This window comes from Desulfobacter hydrogenophilus (genome assembly GCF_004319545.1).
Classification (GTDB): domain Bacteria; phylum Desulfobacterota; class Desulfobacteria; order Desulfobacterales; family Desulfobacteraceae; genus Desulfobacter; species Desulfobacter hydrogenophilus.
Map to the genome: position 1 here is coordinate 1,683,107 of NZ_CP036313.1, position 17,547 is coordinate 1,700,653.

A 17,547-nucleotide genomic window follows, 5' to 3' on the forward strand; every position below is an offset into this window, starting at 1 on the left:
CATAGTAAGACTCTTCTCGAACGATTAAACCTGACTATCAGGCAATCTTTGTCCCCATTGGTTAGAAAAACTCTTGGTTTTAGCAAAAGAAGAGACAATCTCAGAAAAAAACGTTTTAATAGGATTGTTTTCTGGTAGCCATTTCCTGAAAAAAGACACCTGAGTATTCAGGTGCCCTTTTGGGTTTGGTCGGCTATTTCGAAAACAGCCTGAAGCGTAAAATGGATCTACTCAGTAAGAATTGCGTTGAAACCGCATTCGGCTTCACATTCGCCGCAATCAATACATTCGTCACTTATCTCGAAGTAATTTTTCCCGGGAGGCATGCTGATTGCTTCAACAGGACAGGCGCTTGCGCATGCGCCACATGACTGACATTCATCGGGGTCTATTTTATGCATCTTTTCTCCTTTAAAACCACATATTTTAGTTTCTCTGCCACGGGCTCATTCCCCGCAGTCCAATTAATATTAATGAAATGAATCGCTTCTATTTTGTGTAAAAAAATAACAAACATTTTTAAAAGATACAAAAAAGGCGATTCATAAAGAAACTTATAGAAAGATTTTCAGGCCTGGTCAAGGGCTTAATTTTGAGAATAGGACGACTCGTCTGACAAACGCCATTTATCACCTAAATATTGAAGGCGTCTTTTGGCCGGATATGCAAGACGTCGGCATGCAGCATTTAGGCATCAGACGGATGAGGTTATAGAGAACACACTGTAATGATTAGTAAATAAATACGCTGACAATTTCTTTTTTTTTTAACGCTTTGACACTGAACCCCAACCAGGCATGTTTTTAGAATTTTTAGCTCAGATCAATAAAATTTTGTGTTTTTTTTACGTACACTGCGCGCGAAGTGACAAAAAAGGACCTGTGGGCGCTTATACGGTTCCCGGCCAGAAAAAACAGACTGAACTTCTGCCCATTATTTTGACATCAAACACCTTATGGGCAGGCCGGTATCCGGCAGCACCGGCACACACCATCAAGGGCAGCAGATGCTCTTCCCGGGGGTGGCAATGCCTTGCAGCCGGCACATGTTCCCAGTTGAGAAGATCTTGTCTTTGCTGTTCAGGGGAATTTTTCTCATCGGCACAAATTTTTATAAGCCAATTCTGAAAAGACCTGTTCTTGGGATCCGGCACAGAAGGAAAACCCGGGCCTGCCTGCAGATCAAATTCCCTCATGTTGTGAAAAGAAAATCCAGAGCCAAGAAGCCAAATATTTTCTTTGAGCAACGGTCTTAGGGCTTGCCCCATTAACAGGTGTTTTTCGGCATCCAGACTTTTGGATAGAGAAATCTGGATACAAGGGACATCTGCTTTAGGCAGCATCAGGGTTAAAGGGATGTAAACCCCATGATCAAACCCCCGTTTGGCATCTGCCTTCGCTTTGATGCCGGCCTCTTTGAGCAGTGCAACGGCTTTAAGCGCCAGCTCAGGGTGGCCGGCAGCCGGATACCGAATTTCATAGGCCTGTTTGGGAAACCCGTAATAATCGTAAATCAGCTCGGGTTCAGGGTGGCTGGTTACCATGGGCGGCTCGCTTTCCCAATGGGCGGAAATCACTACCACAGCCTCAGGTTTAGGCAGCATCGTGGCAAGCTCTTTTAACAAGGCATTCATGGTGTCATGTCCGGCATGACCCAAAAGGGGTAGAGGCCCGCCGCCATGGGGGATATAAATAATGGCGCTGTCAGCTTTTGGTGTGGTCATTGCTATTTTTTTTGGAGATGGTATATCGAATCTGTACCTTTTTATGCTTCTCATCCGGCCGCAGGGTGGCAGGGTTCATGACCAGTCCCACATTAATAACGCCTGACGTTGTTAAATTTTCAAGGTGAATTTTCTCGGTAAACACCGTGGTTAAGCGTTCCATGGTAAGCTCACCGCCTGTGATTTTGACCGTTTCAGGCATAACGCGGAGATTGCTCATGATAAGGCCCTCCGGCAATTTTCCTGAAAAATCTGCCTGTACCGGTACCCGTTTTTCCACCATGGTGTCCAGGGTCAATTCCACCTGATCCGGTTCAATATTTTTCAGACGGATGCCTGGCGGCAACTGGACATTCTGCCGGGTAATGGTCAACTTATTTTTTCCCACAGCTGTTCCGTCAAGGGAGATCTTGATGCTCATCTGATCCAGGGTCAAAGCGTTGATTAGGGGCCGTGCACCGCTGATCAGAAGCCTGGCTCTGGAAGCAGATGTATACGTAATATTCATTTTTTTGTCAGAATTCATGAACTCAATGGGAACATCATAGTTGGCCAGCGTCTCCATGCCCCTTGAAAAGCTCAGCCACAGACCTGTGGTACATAAAAGGCAGACCATGGCGGCCACAAGCAGCTCCCGGGTCTGTCGGCGCATTTTCTTTACCGGTTCAGGCCCACCGGTGTATTGTTTTATTAATGTTTCAATCTTGTCAGGATCCCTGACCTCATGAATCCGGTTGTCTTTTACAAGGGATACTTTTCCACGCTCCTCAGAGACAACAATCACCAGGGCGTCGCTTTGCTCGGTAAGCCCCAGAGCTGCCCTGTGCCGGGTACCGTATTTCGAGGCCAGCTGTCGATTCTGGGACAAGGGCAAAATTGTTCCGGCCCGGGTAATCTTTCCCCTCTGAATCACGGCAGCGCCGTCATGGAGCGGTGCACCGGGCCAGAAAATATTCACCAACATTTCCTTGGACAGTGACGCATTAATGTCCGTCCCGGAACCGATGATGCTGTCCACCCCTGTTTTAAGCGGCATTACGATCAATGCCCCAATTTTCGATCCGGCCAGTTCCGCCACAGCATCACTGATGATGCTCACCGGCGTATTGATCTGGGTCCTTGGAATTTCCCATAGAAAAAAGCTGAGACTACGTGTTCTGACCACCCCTGATATTTCATTTCTAAACACAATAATAATGATAAAGGTCGCCACGGTGATCACGCCCTGCATAACCCAGTTGGTAATGACCAGCCCCATGGCGTTGGCGCTGCGACCGATGATCCACATCACCACCACAGCCATGAGAACGCGCAGGACATTGGTACCCCGGAACAATACATACAAGCGGAAGAGGATATATGTGTTAAAAACGATATCCAGCATATCCTGCCAACGCCACCCGGAAAATAATAAAATCAATTGTTCCATAAACATTAATCAGACAAGCTGAACCTTAAGGTTTTTAAAATATTATCGTCTTCATCCCTGATTTCCACCCGCCAGGGACCCTTATCCGCATCGCGTATCTGGACCCTTGAAAAGGAGGACCATTTAGGCATGGACAGGACAAGGCGCATGGAAAAAATAAGTTTATCTTTTTTATACCAGTTATGAAAAATTGCTGTTTTTTCATACACCGGATCAAATTCCGAAAAGCAGAAAACCTCTCCCAGGGAAACGCTAAAAACAACGGCCGGATTCACCGGCCTGAAATTGGATATGCTTTCACACACAACCGCGTCGGCCAAAACCATACGAGGCTGGTCAGCCAGGCCGACACCGACCGATATAAACAAAGACCCAACCAGTCCGCAAACAATGAGAAACCGGAAACGCCAAAAAGAAAATTTTCTTGTATTGACATCCGGCAGATTACAATTTTTTATTATCATATACGCTACGCTTTCATAGGCTTTAAAAATGCGTTAAATTATATACCCGTTGCAGAGAAAAAAAAGGGGGGGAATCTAACAAAAAGACATTAACGTTGGGTTCATTTAGTTGATATCCAATTGAATTTCAAGATAATTACCGCAAATTTCTATAACATCGCCGGGAAGAATCTTTTTCCTTTTTCTTGTTTCTACCCGGCCGTTCACCCGGACCAGTCCATCGGCAATCATATGTTTGGCCTCGCCCCCGCTGGATGCAAAATTTTCAAATTTGAGCACCTTGTACAATTCCACAGGTGCATGGGTAATATAAACGATTCTGTTCTCAGTCATGGATTACACCTTTTCCTTGTGACATACGTATGGCATTGGCGCGCAACCGCCCGTGGATATAAAGAGACAGGGCCGCCACGGCACCATCACAGACTTTGAAAACGGGAATGCCGCCCGCAATCAGAGCGTCACGCAAAGGATCATAAAGTCTGCCACCGTCCACCACAGCCACAATGGGGGTCGCACTAGTATTATTCAGGTGCTTCAGCCGGTGAAGGAGAGCACCTTTGTGGTGCATGGAAAACCGGTTTTCCGGATCGGTATCCAGGGTCCGCATGGCCGGAGACATGGGGTCTACACTGATAATCACAGTGTCCACGCCGGGGTCCCGGCAAAGGATTGCGGCAATGTCACCGTGAACCTGATCATCGGCCGCCGGATTAATATCAATGGGATTGGATATCGTGACCAGACGGTCCAACCCCTCGGCGGCTAACACAGAGCGCACCTTGGCTACTGTTTTATTGTCGAATCGGGCAAGTTCCATAGTAAAATCATCACTTTGAATGGAATCAGCCATACCCACGGCTTCAAATCCGGCACCGCTGACGGCAGCCAGACAGTTACCATGGATGGTTTTGGTATTTAATGTTTCGGCCAGCAGCATAAGTTCCTGGAATTCACTGAAGGTTCTGGCAACAATGGCACCGGCCTGGGAAACACAGCTTTCGCAGACCATATAATCTCCAGCAAGGGAGGCGGTATGGCTGGAGGTGGCGGCTTGACCTTCCGGGGTCCGGCCTGCTTTATAAAACACCACTTCCTTGCCTGCCAGGACCGCATCCCTGACGGCCCGGCAGAATACCAGGCCGTCAAGGTCATTAAAGCCTTCAGCATACACGGCAATCACATCCACCTGATCACTGTCCTTGAAATATATCATCATGTCCCCCAGAGTCAAATCGGTCTGATTCCCCATGGAAATCATATAAGCCGGTGCCAATTGGGGACACTGGTGGATTCGGTGCAGCATAAAGGCACCGCTCTGGCTGATCAGGGCAGCCCGGCAGAATGTTCCGGGGCAGGATCTGTCCTTGGGCAGTTTTTCTTCAGGAATAAACCAGGTATCAAAACGGCCGGGCAAAGAAATCACCCCCATGCAATTGGCACCTAAAAACACCGGACCGCCATCGGTGTCCGGACGGGTGCGGGCAGCACTTATGGCGTCTATGACCTGTTCGGCCCGATCCCGGCTGTCATGGGTCTCCCCTAAACCGCCGGGAATCAGCATAACGGCATGGGCAACATCCTTTTCAATGATCTCCTGGACCAAGTCAGGCACCTGGTCGGCCCCTATGGCCACAATAAAAAGATCAAGCTTTTCCTTACCGCTGTTTGCTAGTGCAGCCGGATCAGGCAAACAGTCAATGCCCTGGAATTGATCCATGCCTTTTTTAAAAATCACCATATTTTCAGGATCAAATCCCTGGGCCAGGACATTATCCAGAATAATCCGGCCAAAATTCTTCCGGGTGGCGGAAACACCTATTATACCCATGCGTACCGGATGAAGCAAATTGTCAATTTTTGCCACCGGGCGTTTCGGTACTGTTCTTCTTTGCTTTGAAAACCGGCACATCCCGTCCAGAGGCACCATAAGAAAATCTGTAAAGGCAAAAGGATTGATCTCAATCTCGTTTATAACAAAAACAGCCTTTGGATTTTCACAACAATAGGTATTGCCCATACGGATAAAAGACTCAAAACACTCCACCAATTGTTCGTCCGTAACGATACGGCGCTGTCCTCTGGTTAAACCGGCAAGTTTTCTATAGGAAATGGTCTTACGGTACAACTTGAAAAAACGCTCTCCGGTACACATGGCCAAGGAGGCAGCCACAATGGCCTGGCCTTTCCTGAACCGCCTGGCATATAACTCCGTATCTGTACCGCCTAATCCGGCAGATAATATGGCGCCAAATTCCCGGGTGTGACGCAGCCCAACAATGAGTTCATTGCCGAAGGCTGCAGAATCCGGCGGCATATACTGCACCTGGAGCACGCCTTTAACATCCCTGGAAACTGCAGCTGTCAGGTCATCACCGGTTAGGCCCCGATAGTGGGCGGGCAGGCCTTCCTGGGCACGGGCCAGGCCGGCTGCATAGTTTTCCGGCACCTCATAAAACATCCGACGCACAGCAGATCGGATTTTATTTGGATCCTTGTCCACCACCCGGACCCCGCCCACCTCTGTTTTATGAACTATATATGGAGAGACGATCTTTAATACGCTTTTCCTTCCCGGCATGTCCACAAGCTCGTCATCCGAAATCCGGGCCCCTCGCTCAATCAGCCGGGCCCGGGGAAAGGTCTCTGCGCCGGATTTGGCCAGAAGGTCGTATACCTCGGATTCAAAAAGGAAATCCCGGCCCTGGTCCCAGGCATTGGAAAAAATTTGGTCAATGGAATCAAAATCAATATCCAACTGCATGTTAATCCCCAGTCATGTTTTTGTGTTACGCATACATCAACCGTGTTTACAAATAAAGTCTAAAAAAGTCTTAAGGGGAAGTGCTTTGGGCTACTCTCCTGGGAGCGCGGGCGTCCCCCACATATTTACTGCGGGCGGGACGCCCGCGCTCCCGGATATAGCAAAAGGGGTAAGTTATTTAAGACCCGTTCCTTAGCAATTTAGTTCGGCTCTGAACTCGTTTAAAGCTGATAATGCTTGTTCTGCTTTTTCTGTCTGCACAAATACATAATCATGATAAAAAGCTGCAATGACGTTTGCGCTTATGCCATAAGATGCTAATTTATTTGTAACTGCGGCAGTCAAGCCGACGGCTTCCAAACTGGAATGAACAGTTAGAGTGATTTGCTTAAATATGCCTTCAAATGCCAACTTTTTTTGCACTGCCGATTCGACTGGAATTATTAAAGTTAAGCCTTCGGACTCTTTGAATGTAGCCAAAGGATTAAGATGTTTATAATCTAAATTTTCATTGGCAAGGGTGCAGAATACGTATTCACCCTTTTGGATTTCTGGTGACATCGATTTCAACAACTCGTCTAACGCAACAATAGCTGACATCGTTTAAGCTTCCTTTGACGCCCTGGGTCCAAGGCTCGATAATGGGTGTATTGGCAATCTCAAGTAAAGGCCTTGTTTTGACAAAAACGTCATCCTTTTCATCCGTCCTTGGTCTCAGGCACTGCAATCAGGTAAATGTGATTGGGCAATAGGCTTTTACTGCCCTATTTATGATCCACATAAATTAGCTTTTCGGTCTCGTAACCTAATTTTTTGGCCTTCATAATAAATTGCGTTAATAAGTCTTCCTCTACAGTTGGTGTTCTCGACAGCAACCAAAGATAAGATGTATTGGGACCGGAGATGAATGCATATTGATAGTTATCTTTATCTAATTCGAAAACAACGTAGGAGCCGTAAAATGGGCCGAAGAAAGAAACTTTAAAGTAACCTTCACTTGATTTTCCGACGAAGAACGCCTTCCCTTCTGATTCGCTCCATTTATTTTTTTTCTTAGAGAACCCACGATTTTTAACGCGGACCCCTCCGTCCTCCCGTAAAGAATACTCTGCAGTTACCTGTTCCAATCCTCTTTCAAAAGAATGATCCAACCGTGCAATTTCGTACCATTTCCCTAAATATCTATCGAGTTCAAATTCTTTGACCGGCATCACGGAGTCCGGCATCTCCAAGCATCCGCTGAGAAATAGTGATGCAACGCCTAAAATAAGCTTTTTCATTTTGTTCCTTTGCCTAATGTTAAGCTCAGGGGGGCGCCAACAACTTACAGATGCGCCTCCCGTTCTCGCCGTCCCCTGAAGCGCCTAGTGTGTGCCGGGCACGACACATGTTTTAAAAGTGAGTTAACTGTATAGAATTTTAACACATTTGACAAATATAAAGGGTTGAATAAGTGCTCTACTCTACACTATTTTCGTATCCGTCTCCCCTATTTTCTGGGAGGGCTCCTCAGTGATGGGGGGGCTATCCGATTCTGGGACAACTATGTCTGATCCGTCAACGTTACCAGGTTCAGCGTCACACATGACAAGTTCTGAGTTCTGTGAGCCAGTATAAAAACGCGATGCCTCCAAAAATACCGCCCAGCCACATGACTCCTGGCCATCCGCCAAACTGGAACACATAGCCCGATGACGCGGACCCGATGACACCTCCAAAGAAAAAACAAGTCATGTACGCTGTTGTGATTCGGCTTCGTGCCTCGCTGTTCAGTGTGTAAATGACGCTCTGGTTCAGAATGTGCGAGCCTTGCTGACCAATATCAAGCAGCACGACGCCGACGATGATGGCGGTAAGGTGTGTACTGTAAACACCCATGATCACAAACGCAATCATAACCAGCGCCAGCAATACCCCGGTGGCAGGCCGTGTGCCGCCACGGTCATGAATTTGGCCTGCAACGCTTGCACTCAAGGCGCCGGCAGCTCCGACCAGTCCAAACAGGCCGATAACTGAGTCGCTGTAGCCATAGGGTGGTCGAGCAAGAAGAAAGGCAAGTGAGGTCCAGAATACGCTGAACGCCGCAAAACCGAAGGTCCCGTAGACAATTCGTCGTCTGAGTAGTGGCTCCTCGCGGAACAAAAGAAATACCGAGCGAATCAGGGCCGGATAGCACAGACGAGTTCCGCCCTGGCTCTGCGGCAGCATCCGCCACAACACAGCAGATTGCACGATCATGCAGACGGTCGCCAGCCAGAAGACCGCGCGCCAGCCATAGGCGTCAGCAATGAATCCAGAAACCGTCCGAGCCAGCAAAATACCCAGCAGCAGGCCTGCCATGACTCGACCAATGACGGCACCGCGCTGCTCGTCTGCGGCGAGAGCTGCGGCAAAAGGTACCAGTACTTGTGCAACCACCGCCGTAAGCCCGATTGCCAGGCATGCAACCAGGAACGAACCAATCCCTGGCGAGATGGCGGCTCCCGCCAGTGCCACTGCTGTTGCCACAGAGACGACCGTAATCAGTTGCCGTCGTTCGAGCAGATCACCAAGGGGTACGATCAGCGTGAGGCCAATGACATAACCCAACTGCGTCATCGTGACAATGAGACCGGTTGTGCCTTCAGATGTGCCAAATCTCTGCGCCAGCGTGTGCAGCAGCGGTTGCGCGTAATAGAGATTAGCCACAGCCATCCCACAAGCGACAGCCATAACATAAACCAGTAAATTACCCGTTTTTAACGGTGACATTTTCGGAAAAGATTGATCTTCGCTGTCATGTTTTTGAATCGTCAATTTGGTTTAATCCCCATGCTGCATAATGGTTGAGCTGACGGTCCGCGCCATAGCACTTGAAAAAGGCGGCTGATTTGCTCGCGGTCTCGTCCAGTTATTGGTTGAACGAAGCCGCTCCTGCGGCGGAAAAAGTCAAAATTAAGTTTACTCCATTTAGGGACTCCGAGTTCGTTATAATCTTTTTTATTCATTGTTCATTGTTTTAAATTTACTTCGAATCTGTTCAATCCGTTTTCGGTTCACACCAAAATCTGAATGACCAATTCTTGAAGCTGATCGAACATGTATGAGCCCTTCCTTTGATTTTATGTCTGGAAAATAAAATTCTACATCATCAACAAAACGGAATATTAGAGAAGTAAACTCAGCTCTTATGTAATTATCCTCAACTACTTTAATCTTTGATTGCTTAAGTTCCTTGAGGATATTTAAAATATGTTTTTTTGCCTCTAATGGATGGCCTGTAATAAGGATGGGTTCGATAAAGTGTTTTTTATCTTTTGCCTGACTGTTAACACAATTTGGTGTTGTTGGACATTCCTTCAGTTGGCCATTCTCAATTCCCAATTTAGACATCGTTCCTGCACAACCTATTAAAAGTATTAAACTTGTTAGAACAATCTTAATTTGTCTATTCATTGTTCTTATTCCTTGAGATTATAACGTTTTAATAACCTGCCGCAACAAATCTTTGAACAGAATGATTGAATTACCTGTTAGATCTGTTGCCGCTACAAGCTATAAAATACCGCAATGGTGTCGCGGTCTGTGTTGATTAGGCTCTATCCGACAATTCAAATTGTCGGTCATTGGAGATGGGGAAATCCCAAAAAATGTCTCTTAACCTCAAGGTATTGGTAACATTAAGACCTCTTTATTCCTGTTTTCGGGGCATAAGACAATTGTCAAATAAAGCCTATTTTGTTGGGCCTATTGTCCAGTAAGGGGATTGCCCATTGGGTGGGCCGCATATTCTTTGTCTACGAGCTTTCCCTTCTTGTTGAAGGTGTAAGAAGCAATGTAAGTTGTTCCGACATCCACACTTACTCCCTGTGTCGACACGTTTTTCATGTAAACGTGCACTTTGTTGCCATCTACTTTCTTGATTTGTGCTGGAGAGCCAAGAAGAGCCTTGAGGTCAGCTGGGGTGGACTGCCCGATAGTTATATTGCCATCAATAAATTGTGCTTGAGCCGCTTCAATTGTTCTCGGTGGCGGTTCGCCTTCCTTACCAGTAAGCATGTATTTGTAGCCATCTATTGCCGGCGCGCATCCTGTGATCAGAGCAACAAAGCCAACAAGTATTAAAATTTTTGTAATCCCTTTCATTCCAAACTCCTTTCTTGCGTTACCCGACGGTTCATGAACGACCTCGTAGCTTCGTCGGCATTTCTTCGAGGCCCAATCGCGGTGCTGACCGGCGCTGTGCGCCGGGACAAGGTTCTGGACGAAGGCAGCGCCGTGAACGGTTGAACTGACGGCCGCGCCATAATACTTGAAAAAGGCGGCTGAGCTTCTCGCGGTCCCGTCCAGTGATGGGTGTGTGCCGGGCACGGCACATGTTCTTAAAAGTGAGCCGAATGTATCTAATTTCCAGATATTTGGCAAGTCTTAGACCCAGCCTGATGGAGGCGAAGGGCGTAGCGGTATGGCAACGGGGTATCGGTGACGATGTTTCGGGAGGAAGCTGCCTTGCTGAGACAAGGTATCGTGAAGGTACGGGATGACGAACAGGGACCGAGTATAAGGCGCATATACCGTGACGAGTCTGCACCACAAGACGAAGTCCTCTATCCATCTCAAGGTGTGTCCGTAAACTCGGCATTCGTGTACCGAAAGACATGTGTTTACCTCGGGAGATCTGCTGCGATCTCTATCAAAGGACTGACCGAACCGTAAGAGGAAACGATCACGTGGCAGAAGTCAGCAGAGGGCATAGTCGTCGGTGGAAACGAGCTGGGTCTCCCGAAAGCGGGAGAAGTCTACCCGGAGGTCTCGCCCCGATGGAGGCCCGAACGGTGCCCAAGCCGAATAGTTTAGGTAAATGGTCGCGGTTATCAAAGAGCATGTTCTTACCGACATAATGCAGCGGACGCTGAAATGTCGGTAGCGTTCTGATTGATTAAAGCCCGGCAGGTCGGATGTATTTTATCTGTAACTGTTTTGACCAGCCGAACCGCCGGATAAGGTTCCGTATGTCCGGTGGTGTGGGAGGGGCGTCCCGCGAAGGGCGTCTCTATCCCTATTACACCCGTCGTCGCCTTAATTGTTCCGTTGTTTTATTGGGATTTTTTCTGCAATCTAAAACTGCAGGGATTTTGATCATATTGCTTTCGGAAGTGTAATACTCGATGATCCAGTTTTTAAAAATTGACATGAGACCTCGCTGGCAGTTATTATCCCCATGCTAACAGAATGCTTTGTATTTTAATGATGGGGCGGATTGATAATTCCCCCAAGAATTTAGATTCATGTGCTTTTGAGAATCGTTTGCCTTTACAAAATGCTCTTTTAAAAATACCGAGATCTGCTTGAAATGGGATTCTGGGTCATCACTATGAATGATTTGTTCGACAAAGGATAAGATGCAGTCAACTTTGACGGTGTCACATAGGCTGCCAACAGTTCTTGCGTGCAGTTTGTTATTTATCGAGGCCACCTGGTCAGGATGAAGCAGGAGACAATGATCAACCAACAGACTCAGGGTCAAACTTCTGTAAGACCCGTCTTCATCAGGTTGTTTGGTCAAATTTCCCCAGCCTTCATTCGTCTTATGGTCTTGAATAAAAACCTCTACTAACCATCTGAGTGTAAATGCGTCTATGATATCAGGATATCGCCAGGTCAGATCCGAAGCGGCAAGATACCGATAGTCCTTTTCTCCAATGTATTTTATTGCAATGACAAATCTTTTTTTCTTATGAGCACACACATGTATTCTGGCACTTTTAATGAGTACAACAACCTCTTTACCTCCACGTACATGTATGGTCTTTTGAATTGGTTGAATATTTTTAAAATATGTTTCAACTGATTTTTTATCGCTCTTGAGTAAAATATTTTGATTGTACCTTATTTGGCTGATAACTTGGGCGTTTCCTGCAATTTTAGACGCTTCATCCATGAACTCAGCATTCCCATATAAGGCATCTGCAACAATCGCTTCTATTTTTATTTCCGGGTGTTTCTCTACAAATATTTTTAAAAGAGCCTTGGCAATCATTGGAATGGTAGGATATTCTTCTGAGCGCACCGGTTTTTTTGGGCGTTCTGATTTTGGTACGCCAGCCTTTTTTAATCTTTTATCCTCCTTGGTCCATTCGCTGATTTTTGGATCAGGAATATGAAAGGCGTAGCCAATTGGAAAGCTGAGTTTTGGTGTTATCAACACCAAAAATACTAAGCCTTGCCCCATGCAAAAACCACCCGTTGATTTGTCTTTTATTTTGTGGACTCCAAAAATTTTTGTTGTGCATTTACTACGCTTTTTATCGGAATCATCAATACTGACAACACCTTTGGTAATGCCATATACTTTGAAAATAATTTTAAGGCTGAGATGAAACAGATGCTCCCAAGCAATTTTAGAATGGCGAAACATCCAGGAAAGAGCTGTAGTTTTATACAATCCCACACTGATACGTGAAAAAGCAGCCCAATTGATGCTGCTGGTCAAGATGATTCCAGTGATGCAGAAACCCAGCCAGAATTTTTGTGATTTGCTTAAGGTCATTCCTGGGGATGACTGTGTTAATTCAGTATTCAGTGAATCAGTATACTTTTCAACAAACGGCAACAGCTTATTTATTAACACATCCGCCTCATTCCTTATTTTCATAAATGAGGTGTTATACTGCAATTGAACTATTGTATTCAAATAACATTTATTTTACTCTGCTCATTGAAGGCTGGCCAACCGATGAGTGAGATATCAGTTTGGAAAATTGGTATTATAGCATCGACTTGACCAGCCTTTGCATTTTTCAATACTGATTACCTGTTCTTCCCTCAAAAAAACTGGATCATCGAGTAATACACCGCAAAGAGAAATGTCTTTGATAATAAACGAAAATATCCATCCACCTGAAGAAGAACACCAGCGTAGAGTAATAACTCAACTTTCGATACTTAAAAACAGCAACGAATGAAATTATAACTAACTGAATTTGCAATATGAATTGACGAATTTTACTTTATATGATATGCTTCGTTTACCACTAAACAAACATTTCAGACAAAGGAAATTCGTCAAAATGAATACTACCCTTACCGACCTACAAAATCAAATAACAAATTCAGAACAGATTGGCGTACTCAGTATTGAATCAATCCTCGACGCCCGACCTGATCATAAAAATTAATATTTGATTTTAACTGATCTTCAATATAAACTTTGATAAAATACTTTGGAGCCATATGCAGTTAAAAGTCCTTATAGCTGACGATCATGCCATCATCCGGGAGGGTTTGCGAAGCCTTCTGGAGAATAGGGGTATACAGGTTATGGATATTGCAAAAAACGGCAGGGAGGCCGTTGAAAAGGCAATCGCCCTTAAGCCTGATATTGTGATGATGGATATTTCCATGCCTGATCTTAACGGTGTCGAAGCCACCGCCAAAATCAGAAAAGAGGTGCCCCATACCAGGGTGATCGCTTTGTCTATGCATTCGAGTAAAAAAATTGTTGATAAAATGTTTGATTCGGGCGCATCCGGCTATATTCTCAAAGAGTCTGCCTTTGATGAAATCTATGATGCCATCCAGGAAGTTCTTCGTGCAAATTTTTACCTGACGCCAGCTATTGCCAGAATGTGTACCGAAGACCAGGGCAAGGATCGCAGCACATGGGAAACACAGCCACAATTCAATAAAATTTCCCGGAAGGAACGGGAAGTCCTTCAATTGATTGCTGAAGGCAGAAAAACCAGAGAGATTGCCGAAACACTGGGTGTAAGCATTAAGACAGTGGAAACCCATCGAAGAAATATTATGAAAAAACTCAATATTTTTTCTGTGGCCGGATTAACCAAGTATGCCATCCTCGAAGGCATCATCGCTTTGGAATAGTGGAATAGACAGCGGTAAGTACAACGTACCAGGATACCTATTGAATGGAACATATTACAACTGCAAACCAGCTTGAAAAAACAGATGCAGTGGAGGCGCTTGCCAACGGCATTGCCCATGACGTCAACAATCTGTTGACCGCCATCAAGGGACATGCCTCCCTGATGCTGAATAATGTTAATCCCACAGACCCGCTTTACGGCCATATTATTGAAATTTTGTCCAGCGTTGATAAGGGCTCCGATCTTGCCAAGCAACTGCTCGGCTTTGCCATGGCCGATGAGGTTTATTTAACACGCATGGATGCCAACAGGCTGGTGCGGTCAGTGGTGGAAAACATTAACCTGAAAGGGCAGCGGATTCTCCTGGATGTAAGCCTTACAGCCAAGCCTTTAATTATCAAAGGGGATCCTGACAAAATTAAACAGGTAGTCACAGCAGTCGTCAATAATGCATTGCAGGCCATGCCCGAAGGTGGCAAGCTTTCTGTGCACACGGAAGCTGCCGCAATTATTAATGGTACGGCAGACGCCTTTGGACTGGAATCCGGATTTTTTTGTAAAATCACTATATCCGATACTGGCATCGGCATGGACAGCGCTACCCTGGAAAAAATATTCAAAGCCTTTTATTCCCACAACCATAAACAATTCCCGGACAAAAAGGGACTGGGTCTTACCTTTGGCAAAAAAATCGTAAAACATCACAACGGCGTCATTGATGTCTGGAGCTCTTTAAATGTCGGCTCCTCTTTTTCCATTATTCTGCCCCTGGCAGAGCACAACCATAATCACCTGGATGACATGCCTTCTGCCCAGGAGGAATTAAAGCTTGGCCATGAGTGCGTACTCCTGGTGGATGATGAACAGCGCATTCTCGATGTTGGACGTACAATCTGCAAGGCCCTGGGCTACACGGTTTTCACAGCGGCTTCCGGCAAAGATGCCTTGAAAATTTATGCAGAAAAAAAGAACGACATAAATGTTGTGGTTCTGGACATGATTATGCCGGGCATGGATGGACTGGAAGTGTTTATAGCGCTGAAAAAACTTAACCCTGATATTAAAGTTCTGCTTTCCACAGGATATGCCATTGATGAAAATGCCCAGGAAATGCTTAGACAGGGTTGCAAAGGATATATTCTCAAACCCTATTCCGTGTTGGATTTTTCACATAAGTTAAGAGAGATTCTTGGGTGACAGATCGTTCTCGACATCTGTCCTATTATAATGTTTGAGTGACAAGTCAACCATCTGCCGCGTTGTCTCTGGACAATTTTGTGGGCATGCGCCCCTCTTACGAGCTGTTCAAACAAGGGGTTTGTGCGTTCAGTCTCTAATATATGGCGGGTGAAAATTCATCATTCCTTGACACAATTTTCCTGATTTTTTATAGTCTTGTGAACATTCTTAAATCCATATTCTGAACAGCTTTTTTTACGCCGGGCAGAAATGGTACGGATCAATCTCAACTTTGCATATGGATTTTAATGATAAATTTTGATAACACCGTTCCTGTAAAGCTCAAAGGTGCCGGTGGCGGGTTGTGGATTACCATAGACCCCTCCCATCCGGAGTCTGAAATTATTGCTGAAATTGACAGATTGTTGAAAAAACTCAAACATCTTGCCATAAATGCGGATGTGATCCTTGATGTCGGTGATGCCGACGGGCAGGAGGAACTGGTTGGCAGGATAAAATCACACCTTGAAAACGATTTTGAGCTTGGCACTATTTCGACTACCCCCAAAAAACGCTCCATTCCCACCGAACGTCGCCGCCAAAGGGATCTGTCCAAGGGCTGGAACCATCATAAAAGTGATGTACTTATGCTCAGGGGACGGGTACGCTCCGGTCAGAAAATCAATGCCAGAAAACATTTGGTAATCACAGGGGACGTGAACCCCGGTGCCGAGCTCACCGCAGGTGGGGATGTTCTTGTGCTTGGCACCCTGGCAGGAGAAGTCCATGCCGGATACCCGGAAAATGATGGGGCCATGATATTTTCCCTGGCATTTAACCCAAGTCTGGTAACGATTGGACTGATAACAGCCATTGGAGCCGGTGAACCAGGAACCCAAGGTCCTGAATTTGCCTGTGTGGAGCAGGGCAGCATTGTGGTTAAAAATTATATGAAAGAAAATCCGTTCAAACGGATGCCCTGGCCGGAAGTGATTTAAAGAAAAAATAATCATAACTATTGAGGTGTAATTTGGAAGGAAAAATTATTGTCGTAACATCTGGAAAGGGCGGCGTAGGTAAAACAACAGCGACCTCTTCCATTGGCGCGGCTTTGGCACTTGAAGGAAAAAGGGTTGCCATTGTGGATATGGATATCGGACTGCGTAACCTTGATGTGGTCATGGGCCTGGAAAACCGGATTGTTTTTAATATTGTAGATGTGGTCCAGGGCAAGTGCAAGATTGATCAGGCAGCCATCCGGGATAGACGTATTGACAATCTTTTTCTTATTCCGGCCTCCCAAAGTGATAATAAAGATGTGTTGACACCGGCAGGGGTTGAACGGGTGGCCAATGAGTTGCGCAAAAAATTTGATTATGTGATCATGGACTCTCCGGCCGGCATTGAAAGAGGGTTTGAAAACTCCATTGCCGGCGCCAATGAAGCGGTTGTGATCTGCACGCCGGATGTCTCCGCCGTCAGGGACGCAGATCGCGTTATCGGCCTTTTGTACGCCCGCTCCCTGGAACCCAAACTCATTGTCAACCGTATTGAGCCCGCCCGTGTGGCGCGTGGTGAAATGCTCAGTCATGAAGATGTGCTGGATATTTTGTCCATTGAACTGGCAGGACTTGTACCCATGGATGAAAAGGTTCTCATCTCTTCCAACACCGGTACGCCCCTGGTGCTACAGAACGATTCCTTTGCTGGACAGGCCTTTCGCAGGATTGCCAAACGTCTGAATGGAGAAGATGTTCCCATTGAGGAACCGAATCGGAAAACCAGCGTATGGAGCAAATTGAGTAAAACTTTCGGATTAAGATAAGGAGAGTTGAATGCTGCAAGAATTTTTGAGACGGTTCACAGGCCAGAAAAGAAGTAGTGACGAAGCAAAAAAGCGCCTTCAATTTTCTTTAGTTTACGACAAGCTGGAAGTGAACGACACGACGTTGACAGATCTTCAGACGGATATCGTTAATGTGATATCAAAATATTTTGAAATTGATAGAGATGCATTGGAGCTTAAGGTTAAAAATGACAAAGATATCTCTGCCCTGGTGTTTAACACCCCTATTCTTCATGTAAAAAGAAAACAGGTATAACCCATTAAAACCGCTTCTGGA

17 protein-coding genes are annotated in these 17,547 nt (G+C 45.9%); 5 read left to right on the plus strand and 12 right to left on the minus strand.

Features of this window, described 5'->3' with window-relative positions; all coding sequences use genetic code 11:
• Positions 1-227: 227 nt before the first annotated feature.
• The 12 genes from EYB58_RS07150 to EYB58_RS07205 all read right to left on the minus strand — a co-directional run bounded on the left by EYB58_RS07150 (position 228) and on the right by EYB58_RS07205 (position 13,014).
• Positions 228-401: an ATP-binding protein gene (locus tag EYB58_RS07150; protein ID WP_111953700.1), complete on the minus strand. Its 174-nt coding sequence runs from the start codon at positions 399-401 to the stop codon at positions 228-230.
• 488 nt (positions 402-889) lie between these two features.
• Positions 890-1,723: a DODA-type extradiol aromatic ring-opening family dioxygenase gene (locus EYB58_RS07155; protein WP_111953698.1), complete on the minus strand. Its 834-nt coding sequence runs from the start codon at positions 1,721-1,723 to the stop codon at positions 890-892.
• The gene (locus EYB58_RS07160) at positions 1,704-3,152 is read right to left on the minus strand and encodes a diadenylate cyclase (protein ID WP_165477754.1); all 1,449 of its coding nucleotides are present in this window, start codon (positions 3,150-3,152) and stop codon (positions 1,704-1,706) included. The genes EYB58_RS07155 and EYB58_RS07160 overlap by 20 nt, the downstream gene beginning before the upstream one ends.
• Positions 3,153-3,157: 5 nt before the next feature.
• Positions 3,158-3,616 (minus strand): DUF2914 domain-containing protein, encoded by a 459-nt coding sequence (locus EYB58_RS07165; RefSeq protein WP_111953694.1) that lies wholly within the window; start codon positions 3,614-3,616, stop codon positions 3,158-3,160.
• 105 nt (positions 3,617-3,721) lie between these two features.
• Positions 3,722-3,949 carry an RNA-binding S4 domain-containing protein gene (locus EYB58_RS07170; protein ID WP_111953692.1) on the minus strand — a complete coding sequence of 76 codons (228 nt, stop codon included), beginning with the start codon at positions 3,947-3,949 and terminating at the stop codon, positions 3,722-3,724.
• Entirely contained in the window at positions 3,942-6,380 is a 2,439-nt protein-coding gene (locus tag EYB58_RS07175) for an acetate--CoA ligase family protein (RefSeq protein WP_111953690.1), read from the minus strand. Before EYB58_RS07175 ends, EYB58_RS07170 begins: the two co-directional genes overlap by 8 nt.
• A gap of 192 nt (positions 6,381-6,572) precedes the next feature.
• Positions 6,573-6,980, minus strand: a complete 408-nt coding sequence (locus EYB58_RS07180; RefSeq protein ID WP_111953688.1) for an ACT domain-containing protein — start codon at positions 6,978-6,980, stop codon at positions 6,573-6,575.
• 164 nt (positions 6,981-7,144) lie between these two features.
• On the minus strand, positions 7,145-7,660 hold the full coding sequence (locus EYB58_RS07185) for a lipocalin family protein (protein WP_111953686.1): 516 nt from the start codon (positions 7,658-7,660) through the stop codon (positions 7,145-7,147).
• Between the two features lie 298 nt (positions 7,661-7,958).
• Positions 7,959-9,176: an MFS transporter gene (locus EYB58_RS07190; RefSeq protein ID WP_111953684.1), complete on the minus strand. Its 1,218-nt coding sequence runs from the start codon at positions 9,174-9,176 to the stop codon at positions 7,959-7,961.
• Between the two features lie 183 nt (positions 9,177-9,359).
• On the minus strand, positions 9,360-9,815 hold the full coding sequence (locus EYB58_RS07195) for a DUF1499 domain-containing protein (RefSeq protein ID WP_111953682.1): 456 nt from the start codon (positions 9,813-9,815) through the stop codon (positions 9,360-9,362).
• 291 nt (positions 9,816-10,106) lie between these two features.
• Entirely contained in the window at positions 10,107-10,505 is a 399-nt protein-coding gene (locus EYB58_RS07200; RefSeq protein WP_111953680.1) for a hypothetical protein, read from the minus strand.
• Positions 10,506-11,583: 1,078 nt separating this feature from the next.
• A complete protein-coding gene (locus EYB58_RS07205) occupies positions 11,584-13,014 on the minus strand; it encodes a transposase (RefSeq protein ID WP_170299865.1) in 1,431 nt (476 codons plus the stop codon).
• Positions 13,015-13,592: 578 nt separating this feature from the next.
• On the opposite strand from EYB58_RS07205, the gene EYB58_RS07210 reads away from it, so the two are divergent.
• The 5 genes from EYB58_RS07210 to minE all read left to right on the plus strand — a co-directional run bounded on the left by EYB58_RS07210 (position 13,593) and on the right by minE (position 17,526).
• Positions 13,593-14,243: a response regulator gene (locus tag EYB58_RS07210; protein WP_111959919.1), complete on the plus strand. Its 651-nt coding sequence runs from the start codon at positions 13,593-13,595 to the stop codon at positions 14,241-14,243.
• 44 nt (positions 14,244-14,287) lie between these two features.
• Positions 14,288-15,442, plus strand: coding sequence for a response regulator (locus tag EYB58_RS07215; protein ID WP_111959917.1), 1,155 nt, complete (start codon positions 14,288-14,290; stop codon positions 15,440-15,442).
• 290 nt (positions 15,443-15,732) lie between these two features.
• The gene (locus EYB58_RS07220; protein WP_111959915.1) at positions 15,733-16,422 is read left to right on the plus strand and encodes a septum site-determining protein MinC; all 690 of its coding nucleotides are present in this window, start codon (positions 15,733-15,735) and stop codon (positions 16,420-16,422) included.
• Between the two features lie 32 nt (positions 16,423-16,454).
• A complete protein-coding gene (gene minD / locus EYB58_RS07225; RefSeq protein WP_111959913.1) occupies positions 16,455-17,249 on the plus strand; it encodes a septum site-determining protein MinD in 795 nt (264 codons plus the stop codon).
• Between the two features lie 10 nt (positions 17,250-17,259).
• Complete coding sequence (gene minE / locus EYB58_RS07230) at positions 17,260-17,526, plus strand: cell division topological specificity factor MinE (protein WP_111959912.1); 267 nt, start codon at positions 17,260-17,262, stop codon at positions 17,524-17,526.
• Positions 17,527-17,547 lie beyond the last annotated feature (21 nt).